Below are 14,377 nucleotides of genomic sequence, written 5' to 3'. Positions count from 1 at the left end.
GCTATTCGTTAAACCAAGAGACCAGCTCGTCATAGGTGTAGCTGGTCTCAATCCCCACATCGCCATAGGGCACAAAGTCGGGATCCTGAGCCAGACACCCAACCCCGCAGATCTGGCTGATCACCATATCCTCGCTATCGACATACCACATGCGCCCGCCCGGCGTGGCGACATAGCCGTCGATGCCCTCAGCCTCATCACCCTCCATATCCTCGACACTCGGCACCTCAGAACCTTCGTCGTTATTATAGGCCCCATGTGTGTGATAGGACGCGATGATCACCTCGATCTCGACCGGATCCCGCGGACGGCAGCTCGATTTCCGCCCCCGCCGCGCCTCAGACGCCACCAGATTGCCGTCAAAATCATAGCCAATATAGCCGCAATACTCGCGGTTGCGTTTGAACGACAGAGGCTGAATTTCAGCAAAGACCTTTTTCATCAAGGCGATCTCGGCCTTTGAATCCGCATCAACAGGCGAAGCACTTATTGCCAAAGCAAGGCCAATCACGGCGCGAATGGGGGTTTTCATGGGGCTAACTTCCTGCACTAATACGCGTCTATAAGACCAGAGGAGCGCATCCATGACAATCCACATCGGCGCAAAGCCCGGCGAGATCGCAGAAACCGTCCTATTGCCCGGCGATCCCTATCGCGCGAAATGGGCAGCAGAGACCTTTTTGACTGACGTCACCTGCGTCAATGAAGTACGTGGCATGCTGGGCTTTACCGGCATGTGGAAGGGCAACCGCGTGACGATCCATGGCTCTGGCATGGGGATGCCGAGCCTGTCGATCTATGTGAACGAGCTGATCAAGGACTACGGCGCCAAAACGCTGATACGCATCGGCTCCTGCGGCGCGATGCAGGAAAAAGTCGCGATCCGGGACGTGATCCTTGCGATGACGGCAACCACGCTCTCAACCCCCTCGCGCGGCATCTTTAAGGAAATCAACTTCGCACCATGTGCCGACTATGGCCTCTTGCGCGCGGCCGCGGATGCCGCTGCCTCCAAAGGCTCCGCTACCCACGTCGGCGGCATCTATTCTAGTGATGTGTTCTATGACGAGCGCCCCGATCTGAACGAGCAGATGATCCGCCACGGCATCCTGGGCGTGGAAATGGAAGCCGCCGAACTCTACAATCTTGCCGCCCGCCACGGGTGCCGCGCGCTGGCAGTGCTGACGGTCTCAGATCATTTGATTACGCACGACGCTTTGCCCAGCGATCAGCGCGAGAAGTCCTTCGGAGATATGGTCGAAATCGCCCTAGAGGCGGCCTTCGCGTAAGCAGATTTTCGGCGGGCGGCCATCCGCCTTCCGCGTCTCTGCCCCGCAATGCATACAGCGGTAAAAACTCCCCTGCACAGAATCCTGACGACGATCCGCGCGCCACCGACAGGCGCGCGTTTTGCGATTGCTGAGCAGCGCGACCAGCACAAAGGCAACGATCAAACCAATCGCGATATGCATCTCTCACCTCACAAAAAAGGGCGCTAAACCGCGCCCATTTTTCTCTTGCCAGAAATATCCCGGGGGCGCGGGGGCTGGCCCCCGCATCTGCGTTAAACAGCCCGATCCACCATCATCTTCTTGATATGCGCAATCGCACCCGCTGGGTTCAGACCCTTTGGACAGGTTTTCGCGCAGTTCATAATTGTGTGGCAGCGATAGAGCTTGAACGGATCTTCGAGCTCATCCAGACGCTCACCCGTCGCCTCATCGCGGCTGTCGATGATCCAGCGATAGGCATGCAGCAAGGCTGCTGGGCCGAGGTAACGGTCACCATTCCACCAGTAGCTTGGGCAAGAGGTGGAGCAGCTTGCGCACATCACACACTCATACAGGCCATCGAGCTTTTTGCGGTCTTCAATCGACTGCTTCCACTCTTTTGCCGGACGGTTGGTCTTGGTTTCCAGCCACGGCATGATCGATGCGTGCTGCGCATAGAAATGCGTCAGATCAGGGATCAGGTCTTTGACCACCGGCATGTGTGGCAGCGGATAGATCTTGACCGTGCCGCCTTTGACTTCGTCGATGCCATAGATACAGGCCAGCGTGTTGATCCCGCCGATGTTCATCGCGCAAGAGCCGCAGATGCCTTCACGGCAGGAACGGCGGAACGTCAGGGTCGGGTCAATCTCGTTTTTGATCTTGATCAGCGCGTCCAGGATCATCGGGCCGCAATTGTCCATGTCGATGAAATAGGTATCGACCGATGGGTTTTTGCCATCATCCGGGTTCCAGCGGTAAATCTGGAACTTGCGCACATTCTTAGCGCCTTCTGGCTTGGGCCAGGTTTTCCCTGTTGTGATCCGGGAGTTCTTTGGGAGCGCAAATTCGACCATCAGTCGTCTCCTTAGCTTGCCTGCGGCGCGGGACGCGCGTTGGTGGAAAGGGGGAATGCCAAGATGCGGATCATGTCTCGTCACCTTCGGCCAATTGTACATGATAGGGGAAGCGGGCCTGCGCCAGATACCCCTTAAGAAGTGCCGCGTCCTGCGGCATGAGATCAACCATCAGCTCGACCAACTCGTTGTGCTGGGACGCGGTCAAAAGCAGCAACTGATATTCAGCGTTGTTGACCATCAGATGCCAGCGCTCATGCGGGGCGAGGTCTTTGGCCGCCTTCACGTCCTTCTGGAAAGACGACCCGCCGCCATAGGGCTGCACCGCCCCGAGGCTGTTGTCTTTTTGCTCAAAGCCGAGCGCTCGCAGGATGCTGGCGCGATATTTCGCACGGCTGACCCAGCGGTCATAGCTGACCGGACGGATCCGCGCAGGAGTTTCCTGAACCAGCTCAAGACCTTCGGTGTAACGATCCATCGCATTGATCATCGTCCGAAGGCGCGAGAACATGTCGTGGACGTCGTTGTTCTGCAGCTTGCGCAGCAAGGACGCGGACCAGTTCATAAAGCCACGGAACAAGACCAGGTCCAGACACTCGACGTCGTCTGGCAAGCCCTTGGTCACCGCAGCCAGAGGCTCATGCGGGTCTGGCATGAAGTCCTCATACGAGATGATCAGCACGCCGCCGTCATCCACTTCGGCGCAGTATTCGGCCACCGAGGCTTCACCCAAAGGCAGCCCCAGCTCTCCGATTTCAAGCGCTTTGGCGGTGTCCGCCGGACATTTGCCCGGCGCACAATTGTTCATGAAGACAGATACCTCTGGCGCATTACGCATCAGCCAATTGATCAGCGCATGGTTGCCAGAGCGGCGCATGCCAAACACACGGATCACCCGGCTTGGCGTGTAGCCAAGCTTTTCAAAGAGGGTGATATCCGCGTGGTCGCGCATGGGGTCCGTCGGCCTCGCTTAGAAGGTCCGCGCTTTGGGCGCGATTTTCTTAAGCTCGATGCCGCCTTCGTCCTCGGTGGTCAGAGGATCGGTGATCACCGGGCGATAGGACAGATCGACTTTGGTGCCGCTCTCATCGACGCGGCTGACAGTGTGCACACGCCAGTTTTCGTCGTCACGATCAGGGAAGTCCTCGTGCGCGTGCGCTCCGCGGCTTTCCTTACGCGCCTCAGCCGACACGATCGTGGAAATCGCGGATGGCATGAGGTTGGTCAGCTCCAGCGTCTCCATGAGGTCCGAGTTCCACACCAGCGAGGTATCGGTGACTTTGAGGTCGCCCATCTTGCCCGCGATCTCGGTCATGGCTTCGACGCCTTCGGCCATGGTCTTGGCGGTCCGGAAAACGGCTGCGTCGCGCTGCATGGTTTTCTGCATCTCAAGGCGCAGATCGGCGGTCGGGATCGCCCCTTTCGCATAGCGCAGCGCGTCAAAGCGTTCAAACGCCTTGTCGATCTGATGCTGCGGCGGCGTAGGCACCGGCGCGTCGCGGTCGACCACTTGGCCGGCACGGATCGCGGCGGCTCGGCCAAAGACCACGAGGTCGATCAGAGAGTTCGAGCCCAGACGGTTCGCACCGTGAACAGACGCACAGCCCGCTTCGCCCGCTGCCATCAGGCCGGGAACGATCTTGGTTGGGTTGTCCTCGGTTGGGTCGAGAACTTCGCCCCAATAGTTGGTCGGAATACCGCCCATATTGTAGTGAACCGTCGGCAGAACCGGGATCGGCTCTTTGGTGACGTCGACACCCGCGAAAATCTTGGCCGATTCAGAGATGCCCGGCAGACGTTCCGCCAGCGCATCGGCTGGCAGGTGGTTGAGGTTCAGGAAGATATGATCGCCCTCTGCACCCACACCACGGCCTTCGCGGATCTCCATGGTCATGGAGCGCGAGACGTAGTCGCGCGGCGCGAGGTCTTTGTAGTTTGGTGCATAGCGTTCCATGAAACGCTCGCCTTCGGAGTTGGTCAGATAACCGCCTTCGCCGCGTGCGCCCTCGGTGATCAGACAGCCAGAGCCATAGATGCCGGTTGGGTGGAACTGAACGAATTCGAGGTCCTGCATCGGCAGGCCTGCGCGCATAACCATCCCGCCGCCGTCGCCGGTGCAGGTGTGGGCAGAGGTCGCCGAGAAATAGGCACGGCCATAGCCGCCGGTTGCCAGAACAACCATCTTGGCGCGGAAGACATGCATGGTGCCGTCGTCCAGTTTCCAGCAGACAACGCCCTGACATTCGCCATCATCAGACATCAGCAGATCGATCGCGAAATATTCGATATAGAATTCCGCGTTGTTTTTCAAAGACTGCCCATAAAGCGTATGCAGGATCGCGTGTCCAGTCCGGTCGGCGGCCGCACAGGTCCGCTGAACCGCTGGGCCTTCGCCGAATTCAGTGGTGTGACCACCAAACGGACGCTGATAGATCTTGCCTTCCTCAGTCCGCGAGAACGGCACGCCATAGTGATCCAGCTCATAAACCGCCTTGGGGGCTTCGCGCGCGAGGTATTCCATCGCGTCGGTGTCGCCCAGCCAGTCAGAGCCTTTGACCGTGTCATACATGTGCCACTGCCAGCTGTCCGGGCCCATATTGCCCAAGGACGCCGCAATGCCACCCTGCGCTGCAACAGTGTGCGAGCGGGTTGGGAAAACCTTGGTCACACAGGCCGTACGCAGACCCTGTTCTGCCATGCCCAACGTCGCGCGCAGACCCGCGCCACCGGCACCGACAACCACGACGTCATATTCGTGGGTTTCATATTCATATGCTGCCATCGTTTGAAACTCCGGTGACTTAGAGTGCGATCTTAGCGAGGGCGAAAAGGCCCACCGCGATCAGCGTGTAAGAGAATGCCTTTACGGCGATGAGGGTCAGTTTTTCAGCCACGCCGTGGACATAGTCTTCGACCGCCACATTGGCCTCGTTCATCAGGTGCAACACGATGACGACCAGCGAAATGCCGGTGATCAGCGCTGGCAGAGGTTGGCTGTAAAAGGCGATGACCTCTTGGTAGTCGCTGTCGAGCCCCATGGCGAAGGTGATCACGAAAGCTGGAACCAAAAAGACCAAAAGGATCGAGCTGACCATCGCTTGCCAATGGTGATGCGTGCCTTCACGACCAGCGCCAAGACCCTGCGCGCGTTTTCTATCTGTCAAATACCGCATGATTTATCCCTCGCTTAGCAGATGACCAAAGCGACAAGCGCGGTCAGGATGGTGGCCAGAGCAAACATGCCGATGGCCAGTTTCTCGGACACAGAGACCTCAAGGCAGTAGCCGAAGTCCCAGAGCACGTGACGCAGACGGCCCAGCATGTGGTAAAACAGCGACCAGGTGGCACCGAGCAGAACCACGGCTCCGATCCAGCTGTCCAGCAGATCCTCCATCACGTCAAACGCGCTTTCAGAGGTTGCCGCTGCCAAGAGCCACGCCACAACAATCAGAGCCGCGCCCAGAGCGATAATGCCGGTAATACGCACCATGATCGAAGAGACGGACGTCAGTTGGGGTCTATAGATCGTAAGGTGGGGCGAAAGCGGGCGATTGCCGCGATTCACATCTGCCATGGTGACTCCTTTCAGGTCCTTTGGGACTGTTCTAGCGAAATTTGCGCCGGAGTCACGTTTCGAGGCGTCGTTTTTTAACGGTTAGCGCTAGAGTTTGGTTAAAAAATCAAAATTAGGCGCGAAATCCGTCATTTTGTGATCACGCACATTTTAAATGCGATCACAAATAGCCTGCACTCTCAATTCCCGACACAAATACTACAGGAGACCAACGCCAAATCTCATATTTTAAACAGTATTTATACGCATCTAATTTTGCAGATTATGTGATCACAAACAAGACAACTACCGAGCAGCAAATTGTTTTGTGAGCTCACGGATCAGCTTTTCGCGGATTCGGTCGGGGTATTCGTCAAAACTATTGGCAGACACAACAAAGGACTCCTGCCCCGTGATGACGTTGGACCTGTAGTAGTCAAGGATACCTTCATTGCGCGTGTCGATGACCAAGCCATTCACCGTGATCCCTGCACGCGCCATCAAAGGTTTTACGTCCTGCGGCACCACGCCCTCGTTTGACTCGCCATCGCCGGACACATCGATGACCAGTCGATCGCAGTCCGGCGCGGTTTGCATTGTTTCCAAACCAAGCAAAAGCGCTTCACCAATGGCCGTGGAGTAATTCCGCCAAAGGCGTGGGGTCTCGTCGACCATGCGTGCAAAACTCTCGACATCCTCAAAATCACGGATCGCGAACCATGGCAGAGAGATTTCCTGCCGCGAGCTGCCGCTCCATTGCATGAGGGCAACGTTGGCCTGCCCGACCACAAGGGCCTCGGACACCAAACCATCGCGCAAGGCGGCACTGAGACCGCCCATCTGTATCCGGTATTCACTTGGGTCGACGCTACCCGAAACGTCCACCGCCAAAAGCAACGCCACATCGCAGGCCTTCGCCTGAGACGTAAAGCCAAGAAGGCAGGTGATGAAAGTCGCTAAGGCTCGCCGCATAGTCAGAGCCTAGCGGGCATCCGAACTTTGCGGCGAAAACTTTTCGTGATCGGTCAGATCGGCATCAAGGCCCAATAGTCCAGATCCAGAAGCACGTCAGGCAGGTATTTGCCATCTTCGCCTTTCAGCTCAAACGGCGTGCCGCCCTTAGTCGCCACAAGACGCAAACGGATCGCCCCGACACCAGGTGCCGAGGTCTCCGCCTTATCCAGAACTTCGGACCAAGCGCGAACGGTCATGCCAGACAGACAGGGGTTCGCGTGCGCGCCGCCATTGAGCCCCACGATCATCTGCGCGTTGGCCAGACCGTTGAATGACAGCGCCCGCGCCATGGAAATCACGTGACCGCCATAAATCAGACGCGTGCCATCGGGCCGCGCGGTGCTGTCGAAATGCACTTTGGCGGTGTTCTGCCAGAGGCGCGTGGCCATCATGTGTTCGGCTTCTTCAATGGTGACGCCGTCGACGTGGTCGATGGTCTCGCCGACTTCATAGTCGCCCCAGCGATGGGCCTCGCCCGCCAACGTGAAATCATAACCCGTGAAATCGAGCCCCTCTGGGATGACCAAATCCTTGGGGTCGATGACTTTGGACAGCTCTGGGATCAAGGTCTCGGGCGCTGGTGCATCCAGATCCTTTTTGCGCACCATGACCCAGCGGACATATTCCATGACCACTTCGTCGCGCTGGTTCAGGCCGCGCGTACGGACATAGACCACGCCGGATTTGCCATTAGAGTTCTGCTTGACCCCGATCACCTCAGAGGTGGACCGCAGCGTGTCGCCTTCATAGACCGGTTTCAGCCAACGGCCCTCGGCATAGCCAAGGTTTGCAACCGCGTTCAGCGACACATCCGGCACTGTCTTGCCGAAGACCACATGAAACGCCGCCAGATCATCGATTGGCGACGCCGGAAGACCAGAAGCCCGCGCGAATTCGTCTGAAGAATAGAGAGCATGCCGCGCAGGGTACAAAGCGTGATACATGGCGCGCTCGCCCCCCGACACAGTACGGGGCACTGCGTGATGGATGACGTCCCCGACTTTGTAGTCTTCGAAAAAGCGTCCGGCGTTGGTCTTGGCCATTAGTGGTCTCCGAGTTTGGTCTCTGGCGTGTAGGTGCCCTCTACCTCTTTGACGACAGCCTGCCCGCAGCGCATGACACCACGCGCGGTATCGAAAGCGTAAACGGGCTCGCCCTGCAGTTCCCAGCCTTTGTTTAGGGCAGCGGTCACTTTGTGGCAGAAGGCAGATGTGTCGTCTTCAGACAGGAAGCGATAGAGTTTCATGGGGTTATGCTCCGAATGGGGTCAGGCCAAAGAGGGAATGCACCGCTCCGATAAGGCCGGTCAGGACGATGGCGACGGCAAAGAACATGATGTCTTTGGAGAGCGCACCTTTTTCATTGGGCGTCCAATCGGGTTCAGAGCGGTTGATGGTGCGCATGGTCGCCAAGGCCCAAAGGCCGAGGCCTCCGAACAAGACCAAGGAGGCGCTGTCGCCGTTGACAAAAAGATGCGAGACGGTCCAGATCAGGAAGCCAGTCAGCATCGGGTGACGCATGCGATAAAACAGAGCGCCTCGTTTGGGGCCGGGCGTGACCAAATAGATCGCGATGACCATCAGCAGATTATTGACCGGACCACCCCAGCTTGGGCGATCCCACAGGAATGTGCTGTCTGCGCCGCGATAACCTATGACCATCAGAACGATCGACACAAGCAAGGTCAGCGCGACCAATCCCGAGCCGCGATTGCCCATGGACGCACGCGCACCCGGCGCGATCCGTTTGAAGAAATGCGCAAAGCTCCAGAGCAGAACGCCAAGTATCAGCAATGTCATCGTTAACCCTCCCCTTTTGGTACGGGTTAAGAGTTAGGCGCTTAGAGCCGCGATTGCATCCGCTTTCGACAAAATCTCACGCGCGGTGACGACGTGGAGATTCTCAACGATCTTGCCATCGACGACCGCGACGCCGGTTCCAGCGGCTTCGGCTTCCTCAAAGGCGGCGATCTGGCGGGTGGCGAGATCGATCTCGGCGTCGGTCGGGGCGAAAGCTGTATTGGCGACCTCGACCTGTGCAGGGTGGATCAGGGTTTTGCCGTCAAAGCCCATGTCGCGGCCCTGTTCACATTCCGCTGCAAGGCCCTCGGTGTCTTTGAAGGCATTGTAGACGCCGTCCACAATGGTCACACCGTGCGCTTTGGCCGCGAGCAGGCAGAGACCTAGCCCCGCTTGCATTGGCAGACGATCGGGACGGAAGCGGCTTTGCAGTTCCTTGGCGAGGTCATTGGTGCCCATGACCATGCCCTCAAGTTTCGGATGCGCGCCGATTTCAGCGGCATTCAGCATGCCCAGAGGCGTTTCCATCATGGCCCAAATTGGCAGATCTCCGGTGATGTCGGCCAGCGCTTTAACCTGCGCTGCGCTTTCGACTTTGGGCAAGAGCACGGCGTCGCAGTCCAGTTTCGCGACGGCTTCGGCATCTGCAACGCCCCATTCGGTCGAGAGATCATTGATCCGCACAATGCGTTGACGGTTGCCATAGCCACCCTCAGCCAATGCCGCGGCCAGCGTGTCACGCGCAGGAACCTTTTGATCCGGTGCGACGGCGTCTTCGAGGTCAAATATGATGGCGTCGATGGCCAAAGTCTTTACCTTCTCCATGGCCCGGGCGTTGGACGCTGGAACGTAAAGAACAGAGCGATATGGGTGCGCGCGCTGGGTCATGATTTCCTCTCGCAATAATGTTGCGCATAGCTTTGACTATTTTTACGGAAAGAACGCAAGCGGTTTTTCTGCATCGCAGAAAATGACGCTAGGGACGTCGCAGGATCATCCCGATTTTATCGTCACTCGAGAACCCCATCTTTTCGTAGAACCCAACGGCTTCGTTTTGCTGCCCCGTAAGCAACATGACTTTATAGGCGTTTGCCAGCCACGCCTCCTCAATCGCGGCCTCCATTTCGGCACGTGCTAGTCCCAGTCCTCTTGCGGCTTTGTCAGACACCACGTTTTCGATCAGGCCATAGGGACGACCCCCATAGGTGACATTCGGCATCAGATGCAGCGTGGCCATTGCCTGCACCTCTCCGTTCAGATGCGCGCCGTAGATGAAAGTCCCATCATGCCTCAAGACTTTTGCAAAATTAGCCTGCGCCTTGGCATCCGCCACAAATGAGGCCTTCGTATTCAGCTGTGCATAAAGCCGCGCTGCTGCAGGCCAGTCCTGTTCCGTTAAAACCCGCACGGTCATGTCAACGCGTCCCAAATCAATTTGCACCCCGCCCCAGCAAGCAAAAGATAGGTCAATCCAAAGAAGACGCGATCTGACACCATGTGGTGCGCCTTGACGCCAAGATAAACGCCAACCAAAGCAAAGGGGATCATGTATAGGTCGAGCGTCAGGGTTTCCAAGGTAAAGAAGCCCAAGAACCCATAGGGAATGGCCTTGAGTGCATTGATTGCCCAGAAAACTACGATTGCCGTGGCATGGTAGGTTGTTTTGTCAAATCGCTGCCCCAAGAGATACATCGCCGCTGGTGGCCCCCCAGCATGAGAGACAAAACTGGTGAACCCAGAGGCGAAGCCGGCGCCATAGCCGACTTTGGCCGAAAATCGCCGCGTCGCGACGGCGGCTTTGGGCAACATGCTCCAGAGGACAAACCCCAAAGAAATTGCCCCGATTAGAAACCTGAGGACGTCGTCGTTGGTGTAGGTGATGAAAGCCGCGCCAGCAAAGACGCCCGGAATGCCGCCCAAGATCAACACCCTCGCGGCCTCGGGATCCCAGCGTTTCCAAAAAGGGCCAACGCTGGCCACATCCATCACCATCAACAGCGGCAACATGATCCCGATGGCCATCGTCGGCGGCAATATGATCGCAAGAATCGCAGAGCTGACGAAGGCCACGCCCCCACCAAAGCCACCTTTGGAGATCCCCGCAAAAAGCACCGCGAGGCTCAAAATCACAAAAAACTGAAAGTCCAACTCTCACCTCAAAAGGGATGATAAAACCCTTGCATACCAAGGTATACACCCCATTCAACCCCCGCCCGACATCTATAGCACTGCCGCGCTGCAGCGCAAAACCCTTGCACAGAGGCCGCTTTCGCCGTAGGCACACCCCCAATTTCAACCGCACTGGAGAATTTCCAATGGCTCGACCCAAGATTGCCCTCATCGGCGCAGGTCAGATCGGCGGCACACTTGCCCACCTCGCAGCACTTAAAGAACTCGGCGACGTTGTTCTGTTCGACATCGCAGAAGGCACCCCAGAGGGCAAAGCTCTCGACATCGCGGAATCTGGCCCATCTGAGGGGTTTGACGCGAAGCTGAAAGGCACCCAAGACTATGCGGACATCGCAGGCGCGGACGTCTGCATCGTCACCGCAGGTGTTCCTCGTAAGCCAGGCATGTCCCGCGACGACCTTCTGGGCATCAACCTGAAAGTCATGAAGTCCGTTGGCGAAGGCATCCGCGACAACGCGCCAGACGCGTTCGTGATCTGCATCACCAACCCGCTGGACGCGATGGTTTGGGCGCTGCGTGAATTCTCTGGCCTGCCACACGAGAAAGTCTGCGGCATGGCGGGCGTTCTGGACTCCGCGCGCTTCCGCCACTTCCTGGCCGAAGAGTTCGACGTGTCCATGAAAGACGTCACCGCCTTCGTTCTGGGCGGCCACGGCGACACCATGGTGCCATCCTCCCGCTACTCCACCGTCGCAGGCATCCCTCTGCCAGATCTGGTGGAAATGGGCTGGACCACACAAGAGAAACTGGACGCGATCATCCAGCGTACCCGTGACGGCGGCGCGGAAATCGTTGGCCTGCTGAAAACCGGCTCTGCGTTCTACGCGCCTGCCACTTCTGCGATCGAAATGGCAGAAGCCTACCTCAAAGACCAAAAGCGCGTTCTGCCATGTGCGGCATACGTTGATGGTGCTCTGGGTCTGGACGGTATGTATGTGGGCGTTCCAACCGTGATCGGTGCCGGTGGCATCGAGCGAATCGTCAACATCAAGCTGAACGCCGAAGAACAAGAGATGTTCGACACCTCTGTGAATGCGGTCAAAGGCCTGGTTGAGGCCTGCAAAGGCATCGACAGCTCGCTGGCTTAAGTCACCTCAAGAGTTTCAGAAGGGCCCGCATTTCGCGGGCCTTTTTTATTGCTTCATGAATGTTTGCGCAAACTTCTATCAGGCGCGACGAGTCGGATTCCACATGCGACTCGATTTAGGAAAAGAACATTTCTTTAATTTGTGATCACAGTATTTTTTCGTGTGATCACAAATGTCGGAATTTTCCGTAGAAATACGGCAAACGGACAAAAAGCGCTTAGTTTTATGGAATCTGTGCGTCTATAACATTCGCAATCGTATCTAACACGGGACAGCTTCATGAACATCCATGAGTATCAGGCGAAGGCTTTGCTTCGCTCTTACGGCGCCCCAGTTTCCGAAGGTCGTGCAGTTCTGAAGGCAGAAGATGCCAAGACTGCAGCCGGTGAACTGGACGGGCCTCTTTGGGTCGTTAAGGCTCAGATCCACGCAGGTGGACGCGGCAAAGGCTCTTTCAAAGAAGCCGATGCTGGCGAGAAAGGCGGCGTTCGTCTGACAAAATCTGTGGAAGAAGCCGCAGAAGAAGCCAAGAAGATGCTCGGCCGTACGCTGGTGACGCACCAGACCGGCCCAGCGGGCAAGCAAGTAAACCGCATCTATATCGAAGCGGGCTCCGGCATCGAGCGTGAACTTTACCTCGCGCTGCTCGTAGATCGCGTAACATCCCGCGTGTCTTTCGTCTGCTCCACCGAGGGCGGCATGGACATCGAAGAGGTTGCAGCCGCGACCCCTGAAAAGATCCTGTCTTTCTCTGTCGATCCAGCGACCGGCTACCAAGCCTACCACGGTCGCCGCATCGCATTCTCCCTCGGCCTGACCGGCGCGCAGGTGAAGCAATGCGTCAAGCTGATGGGTCAGCTCTACAAAGCCTTCATCGAGAAAGATATGGAGATGCTGGAAATCAACCCGCTGATCGTAGCGGACGACGGCAACCTCAAAGTTCTGGATGCGAAAGTCGGCTTTGACGGCAACGCGGTTTACCGCCACGCGGATGTTGCAGAACTGCGCGACACCACCGAAGAAGACCCCAAAGAGCTTGAGGCCTCCAAATACGACCTCAACTACATCGCTCTGGACGGCGAAATCGGCTGTATGGTGAACGGCGCGGGTCTGGCGATGGCCACAATGGACATCATCAAACTCTACGGCGCAGAGCCAGCCAACTTCCTCGACGTCGGCGGCGGCGCGACCAAAGAGAAAGTGACCGAGGCGTTCAAAATCATCACCTCTGATCCAAACGTCAAAGGCATCCTCGTGAACATTTTCGGCGGCATCATGCGCTGTGACGTGATCGCAGAGGGCGTTGTGGCGGCGGTGAAAGAAGTCGGCCTCGAGGTTCCTCTGGTCGTGCGTCTGGAAGGCACAAACGTCGAAAAAGGCAAAGAGATCATCAACACCTCTGGCCTGAACGTGATTGCTGCGGACAACCTGTCTGACGGCGCCGAGAAAATCGTTAAAGCGGTTAAAGGATAAGATAATGGCCATTCTCGTAGATGAAAACACCAAGGTCATCTGTCAGGGTCTGACCGGCTCTCAAGGTACCTTCCACTCCGAGCAAGCGATTGCATACGGCACACAGATGGTCGGCGGCGTGACCCCCGGCAAAGGCGGTTCCGAGCACCTCGGCCTGCCGGTCTTTAACTCAGTGCATGAAGCCAAGGCCAAGACCGAAGCCAATGCTTCTGTGATCTATGTGCCTCCTCCCTTCGCGGCGGATTCCATCCTGGAAGCCATCGACGCAGAGATGGAACTGATCGTCTGTATCACCGAAGGCATCCCAGTGCTGGACATGATGGCAGTAAAGCGCGCGCTGGAAAACTCTTCCAGCCGTTTGATCGGCCCAAACTGCCCGGGCATCATCACGCCTGACGCGTGTAAGATCGGCATTATGCCAGGTCACATCCACAAGCGTGGCTCTGTGGGCGTTGTGTCCCGTTCTGGTACGCTGACCTATGAAGCGGTGAAACAGACTGCAGACGCAGGTCTGGGCCAGTCCACAGCTGTGGGCATCGGCGGCGACCCGATCAAAGGCACCGAGCACATCGACGTGCTGGACATGTTCCTGGATGACGACGAGACCCAGTCCATCATCATGATCGGCGAAATCGGCGGTTCCGCAGAAGAAGAAGCAGCCGAGTTCCTTGCTGAGCAAAAGAAAAAGGGCCGCTGGAAGCCAACTGCTGGCTTCATCGCGGGCCGTACAGCCCCTCCAGGCCGCCGCATGGGCCACGCCGGCGCAATCGTTGCCGGCGGCAAAGGTGGCGCGGACGATAAGATCGAAGCGATGAAGTCTGCGGGCATCATCGTGGCGGACAGCCCAGCAGGTCTGGGTGAAGCCGTGCTGAAAGCGATCGAGATCGGCTAAACGAATTTTGAGGCGGGCTGG

At 57.4% G+C, this 14,377-nt stretch carries 18 protein-coding genes; 4 read left to right on the top strand and 14 right to left on the bottom strand.

Going from position 1 to position 14,377, the window contains the following annotated elements; translation table 11 throughout:
- Position 1: 1 nt before the first annotated feature.
- Complete coding sequence (locus tag WG622_RS12520) at positions 2 to 532, bottom strand: DUF4329 domain-containing protein (RefSeq protein WP_339403896.1); 531 nt, start codon at positions 530 to 532, stop codon at positions 2 to 4.
- A gap of 52 nt (positions 533 to 584) precedes the next feature.
- Here WG622_RS12520 and deoD point away from each other — a divergent pair, with 52 nt between their 5' ends.
- Positions 585 to 1,289, top strand: a complete 705-nt coding sequence (deoD, locus tag WG622_RS12515) for a purine-nucleoside phosphorylase (RefSeq protein WP_209357319.1) — start codon at positions 585 to 587, stop codon at positions 1,287 to 1,289.
- Here the strand turns inward: deoD and WG622_RS12510 are convergent.
- From WG622_RS12510 to WG622_RS12450, 13 genes are all read right to left on the bottom strand, one after another.
- Positions 1,269 to 1,472: a hypothetical protein gene (locus tag WG622_RS12510; protein ID WP_339403895.1), complete on the bottom strand. Its 204-nt coding sequence runs from the start codon at positions 1,470 to 1,472 to the stop codon at positions 1,269 to 1,271. The genes deoD and WG622_RS12510 overlap by 21 nt on opposite strands.
- 92 nt (positions 1,473 to 1,564) lie before the next feature.
- Complete coding sequence (locus tag WG622_RS12505) at positions 1,565 to 2,347, bottom strand: succinate dehydrogenase iron-sulfur subunit (RefSeq protein ID WP_209357320.1); 783 nt, start codon at positions 2,345 to 2,347, stop codon at positions 1,565 to 1,567.
- A gap of 70 nt (positions 2,348 to 2,417) precedes the next feature.
- The gene (locus WG622_RS12500; protein WP_339403894.1) at positions 2,418 to 3,299 is read right to left on the bottom strand and encodes a hypothetical protein; all 882 of its coding nucleotides are present in this window, start codon (positions 3,297 to 3,299) and stop codon (positions 2,418 to 2,420) included.
- 18 nt (positions 3,300 to 3,317) lie between these two features.
- Positions 3,318 to 5,129 (bottom strand): succinate dehydrogenase flavoprotein subunit, encoded by a 1,812-nt coding sequence (gene sdhA, locus WG622_RS12495; RefSeq protein WP_339403893.1) that lies wholly within the window; start codon positions 5,127 to 5,129, stop codon positions 3,318 to 3,320.
- 19 nt (positions 5,130 to 5,148) lie between these two features.
- The gene (sdhD, locus tag WG622_RS12490; RefSeq protein WP_209357323.1) at positions 5,149 to 5,520 is read right to left on the bottom strand and encodes a succinate dehydrogenase, hydrophobic membrane anchor protein; all 372 of its coding nucleotides are present in this window, start codon (positions 5,518 to 5,520) and stop codon (positions 5,149 to 5,151) included.
- A gap of 14 nt (positions 5,521 to 5,534) precedes the next feature.
- Positions 5,535 to 5,921 (bottom strand): succinate dehydrogenase, cytochrome b556 subunit, encoded by a 387-nt coding sequence (gene sdhC / locus WG622_RS12485; RefSeq protein WP_339403892.1) that lies wholly within the window; start codon positions 5,919 to 5,921, stop codon positions 5,535 to 5,537.
- Between the two features lie 285 nt (positions 5,922 to 6,206).
- The gene (locus WG622_RS12480) at positions 6,207 to 6,872 is read right to left on the bottom strand and encodes a DUF1194 domain-containing protein (RefSeq protein ID WP_339403891.1); all 666 of its coding nucleotides are present in this window, start codon (positions 6,870 to 6,872) and stop codon (positions 6,207 to 6,209) included.
- Positions 6,873 to 6,925: 53 nt separating this feature from the next.
- Positions 6,926 to 7,957 carry a MaoC family dehydratase gene (locus tag WG622_RS12475; RefSeq protein WP_339403890.1) on the bottom strand — a complete coding sequence of 344 codons (1,032 nt, stop codon included), beginning with the start codon at positions 7,955 to 7,957 and terminating at the stop codon, positions 6,926 to 6,928.
- Positions 7,957 to 8,160: a DUF1737 domain-containing protein gene (locus tag WG622_RS12470; RefSeq protein ID WP_339403889.1), complete on the bottom strand. Its 204-nt coding sequence runs from the start codon at positions 8,158 to 8,160 to the stop codon at positions 7,957 to 7,959. Before WG622_RS12470 ends, WG622_RS12475 begins: the two co-directional genes overlap by 1 nt.
- Positions 8,161 to 8,164: 4 nt before the next feature.
- A complete protein-coding gene (locus tag WG622_RS12465) occupies positions 8,165 to 8,713 on the bottom strand; it encodes an NnrU family protein (protein WP_339403888.1) in 549 nt (182 codons plus the stop codon).
- Positions 8,714 to 8,746: 33 nt separating this feature from the next.
- Positions 8,747 to 9,601: an HpcH/HpaI aldolase/citrate lyase family protein gene (locus WG622_RS12460; protein WP_339403887.1), complete on the bottom strand. Its 855-nt coding sequence runs from the start codon at positions 9,599 to 9,601 to the stop codon at positions 8,747 to 8,749.
- An 88-nt stretch (positions 9,602 to 9,689) separates the two neighbouring features.
- On the bottom strand, positions 9,690 to 10,127 hold the full coding sequence (locus WG622_RS12455; RefSeq protein ID WP_339403886.1) for a GNAT family N-acetyltransferase: 438 nt from the start codon (positions 10,125 to 10,127) through the stop codon (positions 9,690 to 9,692).
- Positions 10,124 to 10,861: a sulfite exporter TauE/SafE family protein gene (locus WG622_RS12450; protein ID WP_339403885.1), complete on the bottom strand. Its 738-nt coding sequence runs from the start codon at positions 10,859 to 10,861 to the stop codon at positions 10,124 to 10,126. Before WG622_RS12450 ends, WG622_RS12455 begins: the two co-directional genes overlap by 4 nt.
- A 167-nt stretch (positions 10,862 to 11,028) precedes the next feature.
- Between WG622_RS12450 and mdh the strand changes: the two genes are divergently transcribed.
- The 3 genes from mdh (at position 11,029) to sucD (ending at position 14,356) form a co-directional block, all read left to right on the top strand.
- Positions 11,029 to 11,991: a malate dehydrogenase gene (mdh, locus tag WG622_RS12445; protein WP_339403884.1), complete on the top strand. Its 963-nt coding sequence runs from the start codon at positions 11,029 to 11,031 to the stop codon at positions 11,989 to 11,991.
- Positions 11,992 to 12,270: 279 nt separating this feature from the next.
- Complete coding sequence (sucC, locus tag WG622_RS12440) at positions 12,271 to 13,464, top strand: ADP-forming succinate--CoA ligase subunit beta (RefSeq protein ID WP_339403883.1); 1,194 nt, start codon at positions 12,271 to 12,273, stop codon at positions 13,462 to 13,464.
- Positions 13,465 to 13,468: 4 nt separating this feature from the next.
- Positions 13,469 to 14,356: a succinate--CoA ligase subunit alpha gene (sucD, locus tag WG622_RS12435; protein WP_339403882.1), complete on the top strand. Its 888-nt coding sequence runs from the start codon at positions 13,469 to 13,471 to the stop codon at positions 14,354 to 14,356.
- Positions 14,357 to 14,377: the final 21 nt, after the last annotated feature.

This window comes from Cognatishimia coralii, from assembly GCF_037478305.1.
GTDB classification, from domain to species: Bacteria; Pseudomonadota; Alphaproteobacteria; order Rhodobacterales; family Rhodobacteraceae; genus Cognatishimia; species Cognatishimia coralii.
The sequence above is the reverse complement of the archived record's forward strand: the minus strand, read 5'-3'. Positions and strand labels throughout refer to the sequence as shown.